This window comes from Kitasatospora sp. NPDC089509 (genome assembly GCF_044749365.1).
In the GTDB taxonomy this organism is placed as follows: Bacteria; Actinomycetota; Actinomycetes; order Streptomycetales; family Streptomycetaceae; genus Kitasatospora.
In genome coordinates this window covers 141,425-155,663 of sequence record NZ_JBIVHS010000024.1, presented here as the reverse complement: position 1 = coordinate 155,663, position 14,239 = coordinate 141,425, and the positions used below count along the sequence as shown (strand labels likewise).

Annotated in this window: 16 protein-coding genes and 4 pseudogenes; 7 read left to right on the top strand and 13 right to left on the bottom strand. The window is 69.5% G+C overall.

Annotated elements, in window-relative coordinates; all coding sequences use genetic code 11:
- Positions 1 to 21: 21 nt before the first annotated feature.
- Positions 22 to 96 (bottom strand): annotated as a pseudogene (locus ACIP4P_RS35640) (short-chain dehydrogenase); the annotation flags it as partial.
- 774 nt (positions 97 to 870) lie between these two features.
- Between ACIP4P_RS35640 and ACIP4P_RS35635 the strand changes: the two are divergent.
- Positions 871 to 1,257: a hypothetical protein gene (locus ACIP4P_RS35635; RefSeq protein ID WP_400925688.1), complete on the top strand. Its 387-nt coding sequence runs from the start codon at positions 871 to 873 to the stop codon at positions 1,255 to 1,257.
- A 120-nt stretch (positions 1,258 to 1,377) separates the two neighbouring features.
- Here ACIP4P_RS35635 and ACIP4P_RS35630 read toward each other — a convergent pair whose 3' ends face one another.
- Positions 1,378 to 1,818, bottom strand: coding sequence for a hypothetical protein (locus ACIP4P_RS35630; RefSeq protein WP_400925686.1), 441 nt, complete (start codon positions 1,816 to 1,818; stop codon positions 1,378 to 1,380).
- A 434-nt stretch (positions 1,819 to 2,252) separates the two neighbouring features.
- Positions 2,253 to 2,804: pseudogene (locus ACIP4P_RS35625) on the bottom strand (replication-relaxation family protein); the annotation flags it as partial.
- A 26-nt stretch (positions 2,805 to 2,830) separates the two neighbouring features.
- Here ACIP4P_RS35625 and ACIP4P_RS35620 point away from each other — a divergent pair.
- Positions 2,831 to 3,187 (top strand): annotated as a pseudogene (locus ACIP4P_RS35620) (TnsA-like heteromeric transposase endonuclease subunit); the annotation flags it as partial.
- A gap of 139 nt (positions 3,188 to 3,326) precedes the next feature.
- On the opposite strand, the gene ACIP4P_RS35615 reads toward ACIP4P_RS35620, so the two are convergent.
- Genes ACIP4P_RS35615 through ACIP4P_RS35605 form a run of 3 tightly spaced genes read right to left on the bottom strand, consistent with a single transcriptional unit; the run spans position 3,327 to position 5,504 of the window.
- Positions 3,327 to 4,586: a S1 family peptidase gene (locus ACIP4P_RS35615; RefSeq protein WP_400925680.1), complete on the bottom strand. Its 1,260-nt coding sequence runs from the start codon at positions 4,584 to 4,586 to the stop codon at positions 3,327 to 3,329.
- Between the two features lie 59 nt (positions 4,587 to 4,645).
- Entirely contained in the window at positions 4,646 to 5,071 is a 426-nt protein-coding gene (locus tag ACIP4P_RS35610; protein ID WP_400925678.1) for a hypothetical protein, read from the bottom strand.
- 4 nt (positions 5,072 to 5,075) lie between these two features.
- Positions 5,076 to 5,504 (bottom strand): hypothetical protein, encoded by a 429-nt coding sequence (locus tag ACIP4P_RS35605; protein ID WP_400925676.1) that lies wholly within the window; start codon positions 5,502 to 5,504, stop codon positions 5,076 to 5,078.
- Between the two features lie 1,211 nt (positions 5,505 to 6,715).
- Here ACIP4P_RS35605 and ACIP4P_RS35600 point away from each other — a divergent pair.
- The 3 genes from ACIP4P_RS35600 to ACIP4P_RS35590 all read left to right on the top strand — a co-directional run bounded on the left by ACIP4P_RS35600 (position 6,716) and on the right by ACIP4P_RS35590 (position 8,047).
- Positions 6,716 to 7,315, top strand: coding sequence for a hypothetical protein (locus ACIP4P_RS35600; RefSeq protein WP_400925674.1), 600 nt, complete (start codon positions 6,716 to 6,718; stop codon positions 7,313 to 7,315).
- Between the two features lie 84 nt (positions 7,316 to 7,399).
- Positions 7,400 to 7,621 carry a hypothetical protein gene (locus tag ACIP4P_RS35595; protein WP_400925672.1) on the top strand — a complete coding sequence of 74 codons (222 nt, stop codon included), beginning with the start codon at positions 7,400 to 7,402 and terminating at the stop codon, positions 7,619 to 7,621.
- 93 nt (positions 7,622 to 7,714) lie between these two features.
- Positions 7,715 to 8,047: a hypothetical protein gene (locus ACIP4P_RS35590; RefSeq protein WP_400925670.1), complete on the top strand. Its 333-nt coding sequence runs from the start codon at positions 7,715 to 7,717 to the stop codon at positions 8,045 to 8,047.
- A gap of 26 nt (positions 8,048 to 8,073) precedes the next feature.
- Here the strand turns inward: ACIP4P_RS35590 and ACIP4P_RS35585 are convergent, their stop codons facing one another.
- Together ACIP4P_RS35585 and ACIP4P_RS35580 are read right to left on the bottom strand one after the other, a co-directional pair.
- Entirely contained in the window at positions 8,074 to 8,400 is a 327-nt protein-coding gene (locus tag ACIP4P_RS35585; RefSeq protein WP_400925668.1) for a hypothetical protein, read from the bottom strand.
- A gap of 102 nt (positions 8,401 to 8,502) precedes the next feature.
- Positions 8,503 to 8,691, bottom strand: a complete 189-nt coding sequence (locus ACIP4P_RS35580; RefSeq protein WP_400925666.1) for a hypothetical protein — start codon at positions 8,689 to 8,691, stop codon at positions 8,503 to 8,505.
- A 47-nt stretch (positions 8,692 to 8,738) separates the two neighbouring features.
- On the opposite strand from ACIP4P_RS35580, the gene ACIP4P_RS35575 reads away from it, so the two are divergent.
- Positions 8,739 to 8,954, top strand: a complete 216-nt coding sequence (locus ACIP4P_RS35575) for a hypothetical protein (RefSeq protein ID WP_400925664.1) — start codon at positions 8,739 to 8,741, stop codon at positions 8,952 to 8,954.
- A 373-nt stretch (positions 8,955 to 9,327) separates the two neighbouring features.
- Complete coding sequence (locus ACIP4P_RS35570) at positions 9,328 to 9,837, top strand: Imm1 family immunity protein (RefSeq protein WP_400925662.1); 510 nt, start codon at positions 9,328 to 9,330, stop codon at positions 9,835 to 9,837.
- Positions 9,838 to 9,992: 155 nt separating this feature from the next.
- On the opposite strand, the gene ACIP4P_RS35565 is transcribed toward ACIP4P_RS35570, so the two are convergent.
- From ACIP4P_RS35565 to ACIP4P_RS35545, 5 genes and pseudogenes are all read right to left on the bottom strand, one after another.
- Positions 9,993 to 10,562, bottom strand: coding sequence for a hypothetical protein (locus tag ACIP4P_RS35565; protein WP_400925660.1), 570 nt, complete (start codon positions 10,560 to 10,562; stop codon positions 9,993 to 9,995).
- A gap of 52 nt (positions 10,563 to 10,614) precedes the next feature.
- Entirely contained in the window at positions 10,615 to 11,217 is a 603-nt protein-coding gene (locus ACIP4P_RS35560; RefSeq protein WP_400925658.1) for a hypothetical protein, read from the bottom strand.
- A gap of 9 nt (positions 11,218 to 11,226) precedes the next feature.
- A pseudogene (locus tag ACIP4P_RS35555) lies at positions 11,227 to 11,765 on the bottom strand (transposase family protein).
- A 44-nt stretch (positions 11,766 to 11,809) separates the two neighbouring features.
- Complete coding sequence (locus ACIP4P_RS35550) at positions 11,810 to 12,169, bottom strand: hypothetical protein (RefSeq protein WP_400925656.1); 360 nt, start codon at positions 12,167 to 12,169, stop codon at positions 11,810 to 11,812.
- A gap of 280 nt (positions 12,170 to 12,449) precedes the next feature.
- A complete protein-coding gene (locus ACIP4P_RS35545) occupies positions 12,450 to 13,655 on the bottom strand; it encodes a DUF6236 family protein (protein ID WP_400925654.1) in 1,206 nt (401 codons plus the stop codon).
- Between the last annotated feature and the right edge of the window lie 584 nt (positions 13,656 to 14,239).

Here is a 14,239-nt window from a genome sequence, read left to right as displayed (position 1 = left end):
GTTCTTGGTGCTGGCCGGTGTTCAGACGGTGGGGAGGATGCCGCCGTCGACGCGGAACTGTGCTCCGGTGAGCCACTTCGCGCGGCTGGAGGCTACGCCCTGGACACCGAACCCGACACCAGCGAGTCGCCGCTGTGGGCGTCTCGCCGCCTGCGCGACCGTCCTGGTCCTGGCTTCTGGCACCGTCGCCGCTCAGACGGGCTTCGCGCACGCCACGACGGGCGTACGCGAGATCGATGCGAGCACGACCTTCACCGTCCCCGACGGCTGGCACCGCTACGACATGGGCATGGCCAGGTTCCTCCTGCTGGCGCTGTCGGGCGAGGACTCCACCCTGGACGACCTCGGTATCGCGACTTCGACCGCGCCGGTCTGGGTTCCCTCACGCTAGCCACGACTACCGAGTGCGACATCCACCACGCCCCGGCAGTGAACACGCGACACCTGAACATGCGAGCTCACCAGACTCAGCCCCCGATCCGGCGGTAGGCCTCTGGGTTCCGCCCCATCACCCTTCAGAAATCACGAACCCGTGGCTCTCCGTCATACGGCGCAGCAGGAGCAGGAGGCGGTCGGCACTGCCGGGTGGGGTGGGGGTGCGGTGCTGGCCGGTGGCGGGGTCGAGGTCGGCGCGCCAGACGGTGGCGAGGACCTGGAGGGTGATGCGGGCGGCGGCCGGGGTGCTGAGGGGGCCACCGCAGGCCGAGCGGCGCCGGGCCGGGGAAGGTGGCGACTCCGGCAGCTGAACGATCGGCTCCCCAATCCCGACGGCGCCTGTCGGACGCAGCTGTCGCGCCCCGACCTCTTGTGCGCGGCCGCCCGTCATGTTCCGCTCTACGAGGAGGGGCTGGCGGGAGGTTCGGGGGAGCCATGTACGTCTTTGAGTTCAAGAGGTACTGCGGGGAGTGCGGATACATGACCCGGTGGGCGACCGAGTCCGAGGCGGTCGCGGCGCTGTACGCCCACTACGGAGAGCGCCACCCGTACGTTCGCCTCAGCCCGTACGGCCCGCCCGGGATGCTTACCTGGAGGCGCAGGTATCGGATGCCCTTGCAGGCATGGATCGCTGCCTTCCTGGTGTTCGCCGGCTTGATCATCGCCGTTGCGATTGGGGCGGCGAACCAGCCGTCTGACCAGAACACGCCTGCGCCGTGCGCTACGTGCGGTGACAACAACGGCGGTGGCTACAGCCCGACCCCGCCCAACTACGACAGCGGGTTCGGCGGCGCCAGCGGATTCAACGCCCCACCGCCATAGGTGCAGGACTTCGAGGGGGCGTTCGGCGCGGCGGTGGCCGCCCTGGCCGGGTGAGACTCGACGGGCGCGGCAGCACCCGTGACAGCCCCACGGTGGTCGACACTCAGGCGGCACGATCCTTCACCGGTAGAGCTTGGCGTGCAGCACCCGCACCTCCCACCAGGGATCGTCCGGGGTGGAGACCAGCGCGGCCACCAGCTCGCGTTTGGTCGGGGCGGGCAGCACCAGCGGTCCCAAGTTCTTAACGGCGCGGTCCTGTTCGCACGTCTGGCACTCCAGCCGGTCCGGGCCGGCCTTCTCCCGCAGCTCCAGTTTCGAGCCCTCCTTCCCGCCGATCGAGCCCCGGCACGTCCAGCACGGGCGCAGCGCGGCGTTCGCGGCCCGGGCGGCCTCCAGCTGTTCTTCGGCTTCCCGTTCCAGGCGCTCGGTGTGTTCCCGGTGGCAGGTCCAGCAGCGGCCGTCGGGGTGGCGGGTCCAGTGCTCGTTGCCGTGGTTGCCGTAGTGCCAGGTGCTCTCCTTCTTCGGGACGTTGCCGCAGTCGGTGCAGGCGAGGGCGCGCATCCATTCGCGGTGGTCCTGGCGGGCCTTCTTCTCCCGGGCTTTCTGGCGCTGGTTGTAGGCGGCGCGGTTGTTCGGGTTCTCCAGGGCGTCGAGCAGACAGTGCCGGCCGGGGCGGCGGGGCCGAGGGGGCCGTGCTCGGCCAGCAGCTCCAGGGTGGTCGCGAGGATGGGCACGGCGTCGTCGTACTCGCGCCAGCCGTCGCCGTCGTTGTCGTCCTGGGGCACGGTCCACCACTGCCCGCGCCAGACCTCGGCTGACAGGTCCGCCACGGCCTGCTGGCGGTTGGCGAGTGCGACGGGTCCGGCGCCGGTGACGACCAGGGCGACGGGCGGGTGGCCGGGCCGGGTGTGACCGGGGTAGGCCCGGCGCCACCAGTGCACCGTACGGTCAGCCGGCTCCCGGTCGGCGAGGGCCGGGTCGTTGTCGCGGACCTTGGTGCGGAACAGCTCGCGGTAGCGGGGGAACTTCGCGGCGACGTCGGCCGGCGTCATGGTGGAGCGGTCGACCTCGACCATCAGGACCGGCACCCCGATTTCCGGGGCCTGCCACACGCCGTCCGGGCGGACCTTGCGCTTGCCACCCGGCAGCAGGAACTCGACCTCGGTCGCCCAGTCGGTCACGGTGCCGGCCCCGCCCGCGGCGCCGGGCGCGGTGCCGCCGAGGAGGAACGCGGCGATCGTCTCGTTGACGGCCATCGCGTGCTGGGCGCCGGAGCGGCCGGCGCCCCGGGCGGTACCGCCCATCTCCGAGCGGACCGTCCCGAGCACCACGGCGGCGGCGTCCAGCCCAGCCGCGCCTTGGAGGCGCCAGGTCTTGTGCCGGTCCCGGGTGTTGCCGTCAGAGGCAACCAGGCCGTGCAGCGCGAGATCGCGCAGCGCCTGCCGGATCACGGTGTTCGACGCCGCCCGGGGGCGCAGCAGGCGGTGGAGCTGGTCGGCGGTGGCGACCTTGAAAACGCCGAGCGCGCCGAGGACGTCGGCGCGCAAGCTCGTGGTCGAGCCGTTCGGGTTGGCTGCGCCGCGCCGGTACGCGGCCCGGCCCGGCCCGGCCGGCGGCGGTTCGACGGTGGGAGGACGCCTGCGTGGCGGTGGCGTTCGAGGACTTGGCGCCGGTGTCCGCGCTCCCGGTCGTGCCGGGGCTGTGGTGGTCGGCGACCACCGGGCGGCACGTGGTCGCCGGGTCGAACGCGATGCGCGCCCAGTTGATGGTCCTGGACCGCGACCCGCGGGTGACAGGGTTGGCGGGGCGCCCGGTGCGGCTGGTGTGGCGCGACCGTGGGGGCTCGATGCGGTCGTGGGTGCCGCAGCTGTTCGCCCGGTACGCGGACGGCACCGCCCTGCTGGCCGACTGCCCCCGGCCATCCGGAGGCGCAGTCGTGGTCGTAGCGCTCGGCGCGGGTGGTGGCGGTGTGGTCGCGCACGCCCGTACGCCCGTTCGCTGTCGGTGTGGAAGCCGGGCCGGCTTCCACACCGACAGCGCCCGTGTCTCTCACCTGTGCCGTGGGCGAGCTACTGGTGCCAGCCGACCGTGGAGAAGGGTCTAAATTGCTGCGCGATCGTGGAGAGCGGCTGGATGTACGTGTAGGGCTTCATCGAGTTGCCGGTCGAGCCGCCGGTCACTGTGCCGACCGCGCTACGGCCGAAGAGGGCGGCCCCTCCACTGTCACCGCCTACCGACTGCATTCCGAGGACCTTGACCTGGTTGTACGAGGTCTGCTCCTCCTGGTTCTCGTTGACCGTGGTGTAGGTGGAGACGCCGTCGATGAATGTGCCGCACCTCCAGCCGCTCCTCACGCCCGAGGCACAGATGAGGCCGTTGTCGGCTATCTCGTTGTCCGCGTTGTGGACGTAGCCGTTGTAGACGTTGAAGTCGCCGGAACCGTTCTTGACCGCACTCCCACCGGGGGTCCAGCCCCGCGGGTTGTCCATCCGAATCAACTCGTAGTCCGAACGGGGGAACTGCCGGTCGACGACCTCGCCGATCCGGGTGTTGCCCGCGTTGTCCCGCCAACTGTCATCGCGCCGGAACACCGCGCCGATGCGGGTTGAGCAGTGGCCAGCGGTCACCAGGTAGGTCACACCGGCCTGCTCGATCATGATTCCGGCCGAGCAGTATCGTCGGCTGTCCTCGTCATACAGGCCGTCGCCCCCGACCAGGCCGGTCCGGACGTAGGCGGTCCCCTGGTGGGTGGTGATGCTGACCTTCGCCCGGTCGGCACCGGTGACGCCGGCCACCCGCAGCAGCCCCTCGACATCCGTGCCGGCCGGCACGTCCAGCGCGATGCGGTCGGCTTCGGTGTCCAGGGACCAGGAACTGTCGCCCGGCGTCAACTTCTTCTCCGCAGCCGCGTTGAGCCGCTCGTGCACCTGCCTGAGTTCGGCGGTGGTGTAGGCGGCGCGCTTCGGGATGATTCCGGCGGCCCGGGCCGCACGTTCCCCCTCATCGTCCAGCACGTTGGCGTGGATCTCGCCGTTCATCACGTCGAGCCACACGCCTGCGGCCCGTGCGCCCTGGCTGTCGCGGAACGCCAGGGCAGTCTTCGACAGCCCGTCCTGCGCGGCGAGGCGCTGCGCCACCTGCCGCTCCGGGAGGCCGAGTTGCGCCGCCAGCGCGTGGACGGCGCCCTCCGGGGCGGGCGTGGGCGATAACGCGGCTCTTCCCGTGGCCGAGGCCACCGCCGGGCTCTGGGCCGCGGCCGGCACCAGGGTCACCCCGGCGAGCAGGGCTGCGGCCCCTGCCCTGGCGAGGGCCCTTCTGGAGACCTTCATGGTCATCTCCTTCTTGCGGATCGAACGTGTTGGCAGGGGCGCGGGGCGCACAGCCGCGCTCAGGCGAGGATGTTCATCTGCGAGGACATCAGCCGGTACTGGCCGGAGGCGTAGTCGTAGGAGACGTAGCCGGTCCAGTACGCGCCGACCAGCGAGTCGGTGAGCTCCCGGGTGAAGGTGTACGAGGTGCCGTACGAGGCCCACTGCCAGGCGCCCGAGACGTAGGACTTCACACCGCACTTGTCCGGGTCGCAGGCGTACAGCCCGACCCAGTCGTACTTCCCCACCGAGTTGCCGTTGTAGTTCCAGCCGATCGTGACGACCTGGGTCTCCTTCACGTGGATCGCGGCGGCCCAGGTGCCCGGCGCGGACTGGGCCACCGCCGCGGCGGCCGACATCGGCGAACCGGCCGCCGCGGCTCCATGGACGGGCAACGCGCCCAGCAGGGCAAGGGCCAGCGCCGCCGTCTTCGTCGACAGGGCCACCGGCTCAGTCGATGTGAGAGCGGTGGGACTCGATGATGCGGTACTGGCCGGAGGCGTAGTCGTAGGAGACGTAGGCCGTCCAGTAGTCGCCGCTGACCGCCGGGACGCTGGTCAAGTACGAGGTGCCGTGGTTGTAGGCCCACTGCCAGGTCTCGTAGTTGTTGACGCCGATGGAGTTCGGGTCCCGCTTGTAGAGGCCGATCCAGTCGTACTTGCCGACGTTGTTCGGCGGGGTCCAGTTGATCTGGATGTAACCGCCGTTCTTCTCGGCCCAGGTCGTGGGCGAGTCAGCGCCCAGGATCGAGCTCTGCGCGCTCTGAACGCCGGCGGGCACCGCCACTGACGCGGTGGCCGTGCCCGCAAGAGGCAGCACGACGGCCGTCACCAGAGCCGCGACGGCCGCGGCACGGGTGCGATGGGGAATGCGGGACATGCGAATCCTCCTGGCTCGCCTTCCGGCAGCCCCCGTCCGGCGGCCACCGAGTCCGTGACCGGACCAGGAAAACGGTCCCGGAGAATCGCAGACGAACGGTCAACGCCCGCTCGACACACGGATCAACACCCTGGTCAACACGATTGCCGGGGCCTTGGACAGCACCTCGCCCAGCGTCCCGGTAGACAATCGACGAACACCGGAGCGGTGAACTCCCTTCCACTTCCCCGTCACCCGTCGGTAGCCGAGACCCGGGTGCCCGCCGTTGGAGCCGGAAGGTCTCGGCGGTGTGCCACAGCAGAGCGCTCACGTGGGTGACGGGCATCAGGAGTTCGCCGCCCTCGCGCCGGTAGAGCACCAGGGGGAAGCCCTCGTCGTGCCGGCCCTCGTTCAGCTTGTTCCTTTTGGTCCGGCTTGATCATCGGGCGGTTGATGTTCGCTCGTTCAGGTGATCGCCCGGCATGGGTACGGCCTTCTTCGTGATCCTGAACTCAGCTACGAGAAGCAGGATTTCACCAAGAAGGCCGCGGTGGTCAGTGTGATGCAACCGGTAGGCGGGCGCGAGGTGTTCGCGGAACTCTCACGCTTCCGGGCGGGCGTGTACGCGTGCTTGTCGCGCCGGGCGGACGTGTTCTTCGAGCGCCGTCCAGCTCGAAGAAGGACCCCACCCCCACACCCTCAGCTTCGGCGGAGGCGGCTGCGCCTACGCCTTCACCTGCCTGCCCTACGCCCACGCCGTCCTCCTCTGGCAGTGCTGAACCACCCCAACGCCTCCGGGCCACCGGGTCCCTGGGCCTGCCCACCTGAACTGGCTCGCTGAACACGCAGGCCCCCGAGCACCGCACCGGCCCGGACGCCGAGGCGTACCCGACCCAGCCGCCGAACTCACCCACAGCGCGAACCCCGACGGCAGCCGACGCCGGTTACGTGCGTTCCCCGGGCCGGACGCAGGGACGCGACGGGCCCGCCGGGCTCCTGGTGGTTCCCGGCGGCGTGCTGCAACTGTTCGGCGGGCAGGCGGCGGGCCCCGGCCGGAGCCGGGCCTGTGCCCGGCCCGTACACCGCCGGGTGTGCGGGGGAGTGATCTCCCAGCCATGCCTAGCCACTGGCCTCGGCCGGGCAGGGCCGACCGCCGCTCAGGCATGATGGTCGGCGGCCGGGCATCCGTGTGTGCACGGTCTTTCCTTGACCTACGGGGGAGAGAGAACCGAATGAACCGCCCACTGCTGCTCGCCGCTGCCACCGCGCTGCTGGTGCTGACCGGCTGCGGCACCGTGCAGACCGGGACCAGGGCCGCCCCGGCCCCCGACACGAGCCGGTCCGCGCAGGCCGAGCAGGCCCGCAAGGACGCCGCCGAGCGGTACCGGCAGGCGCTGGCCGAGCACGACCGGCGCTACCCGCTGGTCGCCCAGTCCTGCGCGACAGCGACCGACGCCACCCCGTCCGCCGCCGGGTCGCCCGCGCTGGACCCGGAGGCCGCCAAGCACGCGGAGAACAACTTCTTCAAGCAGACCCTGCCGCTCAGCGACACCGCCAAGTGCCGGGGCGAGGCGCATGTGGCCCGGATCACCGCCGCGCTGGCCGGGGGAAGGAACGGGGCCCAGACCCAGCAAGCGCTAGAAAACCTCGGCTACCCCGTGGACACCATCAAGGTCACCGCCTACGACAACGGCCCAGCCGGCTTCGTACTGGAGGTACCGGGCGCGGGACCCTGCATCGAGGGCACCGCCTACCAGGGCGGGCGGCTGGAGGTCGAGGCGCACGGCTACTACCAGGACGGCGGCTGCGCCATGCCCAAGGGCGGCCACTGAGCCACAGGCCAGCCGGGCGAAGGCCTGGCACCTCACCGCAGCCGGCTACGCCGTCACCGCCACCTTCCCCGACGCCCGACCGCCGTGCCAGAGACCGAACAGCTCGCCGTCCGGCATGGGCGCGAGCCGGGACGGTGGCAGATCGTCCATCTGCCCGCCATCGCCCACAGCTCCCTCTCCCCCGGCGGCGACCTCCTCGGCCGCGACGACGGCGCACCGCTCGGCCACCCGGACATCGACGACGACCACGCGGCGCTCGACGCGCACTGGGCGGAGTGCCAGCCCACGTGCCTGGGCCAGGACTGAAAAGCGCTCTACCAGGGCAACCCCCGGCCCGTCGAGGGCACGCTGCTCACCCGCGAGCAGATCGCAGCCCGCCGGGCGTTCAGCAGCACCGCCGTGCCGGTGCGCGTCGGTGTCGCGGTCGACCCCAACGGCGGCGGCAGGGACACGGCCGGGATCGTCGGCGGCCACCTCGGCGACGACGGCCGCCTCTACTGGACCCACGACCGCACCAAGCGGTGCGGTCCGGCCGAGTGGTCACGCCGGGCGTGCGAGCTGGCGGAGCTCGCGTCGGACTTCATCGTGGTTGAGTTGAACTACGGCCGGGCCATAGCCACCCTCGCCGTGCGCACCGCCTGGAACGCCCTGCGCCGGAAGTTCGCCGACGAGCGGCCAGGGAGGCGAACCCGTACACCGACCTGCCCCCGCGCGTCCTCGGCCGGTCGGTGAAGGTCGGCAGCGGGACGTGCGCGCAGCTACGCCATCTCGGTCAGCTCCTCCTCGGTCTCGACACCGCCGCGCCGAACGATCAGCGCGCGCCGTGTGGCCGAGTCAGCCGCCTGTGGGTCGGCGGGGACATCCCGGACGGTGACCTCGGGCATCGGGGCCGCGTCACCGAGTTTGCCGCGCAGCTTCATGTCCCGACTGATCGCGTCCATCGCCGGATGCGCGGCCATCCTCTTGATGGTCGTCCGCTCGGCGGCGCGCAGTTCCTCCCAGCGTGCGTTCTCCTCGTCCGTCCAGGTACGCCGCTCCACGATCTGCTCGTCACTCGGGTACTGCCGACGGCGTCGTTCCTCCACCCGAGCGACGTAGAGGAGCAGGACAAGGCGGGCATCGCACCGCTCGCGCCGCAGGGCGATCAGGTCATCGGTAGATCATCAGTGTCGGACACTCGGATGATCCTAGAACCGCTGGACACGCCTGCGCGCACCGTCCCCCGTTCGAACACGGCGCGACCACGTCCGTCGGAACCGGGTGCGCCGTACGACGGGCCGGGCGGGCCGGTCCTGCTCGGCGCCGCGCAGGGCGAGGGCCGCGGTGCGGGTGCCCTCCAGCCAGCTCTTGACCTGGCGCAGGTCGACATCGACCACATGGTCCTGACGGCGGCGGGCCGAAGCGCGACCTGTAGCTTGCTGTCGTGATCTCTCCCGCCGTACCCGAACCGATTCTGCCGACGCGGCACCAGCTGAGAGACCTGCACGACTTCATCGACGGCCAGGCCTACGCCGCTCTCGGCCCCGTCACCCGCGTCCCGGGCACCGCGCACCCGCTCAGGGGCGAGGAGCGCGCCGTCGTCAGCAACGCCGTCAACGCGCTCTTCGCGGCCTCCCGACACCTCTACCAGGCGCCGTGACACCACCTCGGCCAGAACCCGGCCGGGCCACGCCGCCCACGCCGACTGGGCCGCCCTCCAAGCCCTCACCACCCCCTGGCACAACCACCCCGATCTCCCCGAGCACCTGCGCCCCCTCCTCAACCCCACACCCCACCCACACCCCTGACCGGCCACACGTCGACGGCCGACGGCTCGGACGTCACGGGGCCGGCGCGGCGACGGCGAGCAGCAAAACGGCCGACCGGACGTCGGCCAGGACGACCGCGGGTACCCGGGCCGGACGACGACGAGTGGCGGCGCGGCGGCACCACCCCGGCGGACAGGGGCTGGTTGCGGGTCCGGGCCGGTTGCTAGAACTTGGTCTTCTTCAAGGGATAAGGATTCTCAAGTAATGATCCTGAAGGTTCTCTTCGCAGGGAAATATATTTCTCCCTCAAGCCCGGAGGAGGTTGATGAGCTGATATCCGAAGCAATTCGGTTCATCAGTCCCGGGGAAGGCGGCGACGATGCTGTGTCACGGAATGAGGCGTGGTTCAGCTTCTCCGAGCCGCAGGCCGCCTTTCCCAGCGCTTCCCTTCGCGTTGCGGCCAACGAGCTAACTGGGTTCGGGGCCCTCGTGTGGTTCACCTTCGGCCGAGAAGGCGGGATCTACGATGATGCCTGGATCTCCGACAATCCCACCCCGCCCCAGATCGAGTCTCGACTCGTGTGCGATCCGTGCTACCCGAGATTCCACGATCCCGCCAGCGCTGTGCCACTGCCACAGGTCAGGGAAGCAATCAAGGAGTTCTGTGGGTCCGCCACAGGGGAACGTCCTGAATCCATCATCTGGACAACCGGAGAAATCAACGGCCCACGACACGACAGGCCACCGTTCGAAGACGGTCAAGTAATCAGCTGATGCATGAGGCGAGGGCCTTCGCTCAACAGTAGAGTCCCTCGCCTCCTCCGAACAGTTCGAAGCGAGCCTGCCCTCGGATCACTTGCACGGCCTGCCTGACCGGCCGCCTCCCGCTCAGCGATCCACCCCAAATGCACTCAAACTGGCGCCAGTTGTCACTCCCAGGGCTTCTCCTGCAGCTCCCATCCCGTTTCCTCATCCTTGTCGTGGAGGAACCGTGGCTGAGAGACGGTCCTCAGGCCTGCATCGCTGATCGGCCATTCGTCGAACTCGTCACGCAGCAGCCTCGACAGGAATTCCGCCATCCCGAAGGGGTGAACCGACCAGGCCGCGTGAAAGCGCGAATAGATGGCCACTGGCCAGCAGTCCGGATCTTCGCCGGAGATGATCCAGCAGAGGAAGTCCTGCTCCGTCCATCCCCAGAGAAGCATGTCCTCAAGGCGGTACAGGCCACCTTGGGATGGATCTACCCAGCTGTCCGCGCTCCCGCTGGCGAGCATGCCAGCGGGAAGCGTCGATACCACGTTTCCGGCGAGTTCGGCAGTCGTGGTGGCAGGCGCGTAGACATACAACACCTGTTCAATCGAACCGCTCCCGAACGCGGCCACGAATCGCTGGTAGTCGGATGGGAGACTCCGCCCGTACACCGTCTCCACCACACCCCAGTCGACGTTGTCTCCACGGGTGGGCCCGAAACTCGACAAGAGCTCCGTCAACTCAGACATGACTTCCCTGCCATCTTCTGTGCAGCCGAGCACGCCAAGAGCCATCCCGTAACTACTGGGTGGCTGTCACGCCTCGGACATGGACGACTCGGCTGGGCTCGCCCAGGAAGGGGCGGTTGATCCGGCCACGTCCGCGGTCGACGCCCTCGGCCGCGAACCGCCTCTGCAGTTCAGGAGGGGCGAGCGGTGTCTCGAAGCCTTCGCTGAGGCCTTGCCCGTTGTCGGCGTACTCGTAGCGGAGGGCGTAGACCTTCCCGTCGTGCAACCACTCGCAGCGGACCAGGGGCTGGGCCAGGACGGCTTCGAACCAGGTGGCCGTCCGGCTCGCCGTGTCCGCGGGATCGCCGGCAGCGGTGAAGGTGAACTCGGTCGGCGCGTCGGGGAGGGTGAAGTCCTGGTTGTGGAGCCGATCCGCGCGGACAGCGGTGCCGTCGAAGTGCGCTCCGATGGTCAGCAGGCCTTGGTTGCGTTCCGGATCGTCGATGTCGAGGTAGGCCAGCAGCTCGCGGTACGGGGTGTGCCGGGCCGGCAGGAGGACAGTGCTGAGCGGGTCTACTGGCCAGGTACTCGCGCGGGCGGCAAGGACGGCTGCGAACTCCCGCTGCGCGGGGCTCAGGTCGTCCGTCTCGTGTTCGAAGAAGGGAGCTTTTTCCACGGGCGCACCCTACTGGGTGAGGTGTCCGTGCCGGCTGGTGAGAAGGTGGTTGTGAAGTCGGGCGACGCCGAGGACGGCGTGGCGGACGCCGTCGCCCTTGAGGCGGTAGTCCCGGAGGATCTTCCGGGTCTTCATCCGGGCGAAGAGGTGCTCGACGCGTGCACGGGCCTGCTTGTGTTCGCGGTCGTGCTCGGCCTGCCATTCGGTGAGCTCGCCGCCGCGTGGCCGGCGGTACGGAATGGCCGGGCCGGTGCCCGGACAGCCGCCGTCTGCGATCGTCGCAGCCCAGCCGACTGCGGCCTGCGGTCGGCCGCCGACTTGGACACCCCGAACAGCGGCGTGAGCTGCCGCGGCGTCAGGTTCGTGCGCCAGTAGGCCGCGACCGGTAGGACCCGGTCTTCCGGCGGAAGGCTCCACGGCCGGCCCGGACTCACCGTGTCGGCACCCTCGCGGCGCAACATCGTCATCAGCTTGCGGAAGTCGCGCACACTCAGCCCGGTGAACGGGGCTGCCCAAGACGGCTCCGACGCCGTGATCACACCAGCCACGGCCGAGATCATCCCACCCTGGTGCGGGTCCACCGCGGGATCTGTCACCCCCACGGCAACCTGTCGGCCAGGCGGCGATACCACCAGAACCGAGTGCGCCACTGGCGCCGGTGCGCGAAGGGATCCGGGAGAGTGCGGCGCAGGAACACCGCATCCAGAGGCTTCACAAGGCGGCCGAGCTCGGCACGGGCCCGCTCCGGCAGCCGCTCCAGGACTTCCTCCAACACGTCGCGTGCATGCCTGACGTCGTCGAAGGAGCACCCGGAGCAGGAGCACACCGCCTCCTGCGGGTACAGCGGGCTCTTGCCTGGTGGGTGCAGGAACTCGCGATAGCGCCGCAGTGCCCGGTCGGTTCCGCCCGGGTGGATGTAGAAGCTGGGGTGCAGGTACTCGACCCGGTGCACGGCCAGGCTCGCCCCGGTCGAGAGTCCGTGAATCCGGAAGGGCGGGGCTGGCCCCCAGACGCGGGAGACCCGTAGTTCAGCGCGCAGCGCGCATGGCCGTCTACGCGGCATCGGCCTTTCGACACATAGTCACGGGAGCCATGATGCCAGGCATGACTGTCCCACCGCCCCCAGGTTTCGACCCTCTACAAGCAGCCACCAGGTCGTAGGCATGCTGCTCCAGCGCCGGTGGGAGGAGCGCGATGGGCAGACCGGGTCGGGCTCCTTCGAGTCGTGGGCGTCAACGACCGAGCATCCGCCTGATCCGACTCATCCGTGGCCCTCGACGGAGAACGGTGAGTAGACCTGCCGATTCGAACTCCCGCTGCAGACTCAGCAGGTACCCTGCAGCGCTCGTCCGCTGTTCGGCCGAGGTTCGCAGTGCGGCCCGGGTGGAGGAGAACAGCTGTACGGCGATCATTCCACCAGCTCCGGCGACGGGCGAGACATCAAGTGCGTGCGCGGACAGTGCTGCTATCGCTGGCAGCTCAAGGGACTTCAGGCCCAGTACGGCACGGACGGGTGTCATACCCAGGGTGCGCAGGCCTCGCTCCAGTTCCCGGGTCGGCTTGGTGAGGTCGCGATTGACCATTGCCTCTACGCGCGCTTGCAGGATCGCCGGGTCTTCGACACTTCCGAGCTCGGCGAAGTCCTCGCCCATGCCCTGGAGGTGAGCGCGGAAGGCATCGAACTCGTCGGCCAGCTCTCGACGGGCTCGCACGATCGCCTCGACGGGTACCTGCAGGATGTCCTGCGGAATGACGGCCTGCAACGCTGCACACGCGTACAGGTCAACTATCGGACCGACGGTTCGGCGACGGTTGCCCAAGAGGGCCGAGGCAAGCTCCTCCACGGTCCCCTGGCGGGGAAGGGTGAACAGCTGCGGGTCATCGGTCACGGGAGTGAGCGCGTTGGCTCGGGCGACCCGGTCGGCCAGTACACAGGAATAGATGGCGACAAGGTGAGGATGCATACCCACCCACTTCACGTCGTCCCGAACCCCGGTAAGGGGGTCGACACGCACGTTGACGGCCAGACCGAGGTCCCGCATCCGGTCGACAAGATCCCCGTCCTCGATCCATGGAGTGTCCCCCAGCTGTGACCGGTGGATCCAGGCGATGTTCCTCTCATCTTGGAACCAAGGCCCTTCCCAGCGCCCGGGATCGGCGTCCTCAGGGATGGCCAAGCGGTATCGCCGCCGCAGGGCCCGCTCTTCTCGGTCCAGCAGTTCCTTGAACTCCACTGCTACCGCCACGGCCTGCCGAGCAGGATCGACGTCGAGGAGGAAGCCGAGACCATCGCGCAGGGCAGCGGCTGTCGGAGAATCGCGAACCGGGTAGTCCTGCGGGCGGATCCGGGCGACCTGCGGCAGGTAGAGAGCCGCCAGCTTCAGCCACTGGTCGTCGCGTACGTGGAAGTACGGGTAGTACAGGCCTATCTCGTGCACGAGTCCTCCCCTTGCTCCCCCGGTCGGCAGCGCGTGGAACCCGACCTCCACCCAATCGCACCCCGACGGAGCCGAGTTCGGCCGAGGTGGAACGTCGGCCCCAGCCGTGACTCACGGTAGAGCTTCAAGCTGGGTCGGACGACCCCTCTCTCTTGGTGGCACCGAGACAGCCCAGTCGCAGACTGCGCCATCCGGCCACAGGGGCTAGCTCGATATTGGGCTTCACCCTGAGATGTGGACACTTCTGAGCAGCGGATCTGCGGGTTCGGGTGCGGGCGATGAGGACCTGTTGACCCCGGCCGAGTGCGAGGAACAACCCTCCCGCCACCCGGCAGCGCGCGCAGCCGACCGACCCGACGCCGACGACAGCGGCGGCTGCCGGGCGGGTCAGCGAGGCCTCAGAGGTGGGATCCGGGCCCGGGCGGTGGTGACGGCCGGATGGGGCGCGTCGAGACCCACGCTGAGCGGTGGAGCGGCCAGGCTCCCGCCGTCGTGGTGCTCGACTTCGGCGATAACTGACCCATGGACAACTGCAGTTGATCGGATTCAAGCTTCAGGCAGATGAAACGACAGTTGCTGACGGT

Excerpts from the sequence above, each read along its gene's own strand:
- ACIP4P_RS35635 (WP_400925688.1), top strand. The coding sequence starts at position 871 with ATGTACGTCTTTGAGTTCAAGAGGTACTGCGGGGAGTGCGGATACATG.
- ACIP4P_RS35630 (WP_400925686.1), bottom strand. The coding sequence starts at position 1,818 with ATGCGCGCCCTCGCCTGCACCGACTGCGGCAACGTCCCGAAGAAGGAG.
- ACIP4P_RS35615 (WP_400925680.1), bottom strand. The coding sequence starts at position 4,586 with ATGAAGGTCTCCAGAAGGGCCCTCGCCAGGGCAGGGGCCGCAGCCCTG.
- ACIP4P_RS35605 (WP_400925676.1), bottom strand. The coding sequence starts at position 5,504 with ATGTCCCGCATTCCCCATCGCACCCGTGCCGCGGCCGTCGCGGCTCTG.
- ACIP4P_RS35600 (WP_400925674.1), top strand. The coding sequence starts at position 6,716 with ATGAACCGCCCACTGCTGCTCGCCGCTGCCACCGCGCTGCTGGTGCTG.
- ACIP4P_RS35570 (WP_400925662.1), top strand. The coding sequence starts at position 9,328 with ATGATCCTGAAGGTTCTCTTCGCAGGGAAATATATTTCTCCCTCAAGC.
- ACIP4P_RS35565 (WP_400925660.1), bottom strand. The coding sequence starts at position 10,562 with ATGTCTGAGTTGACGGAGCTCTTGTCGAGTTTCGGGCCCACCCGTGGA.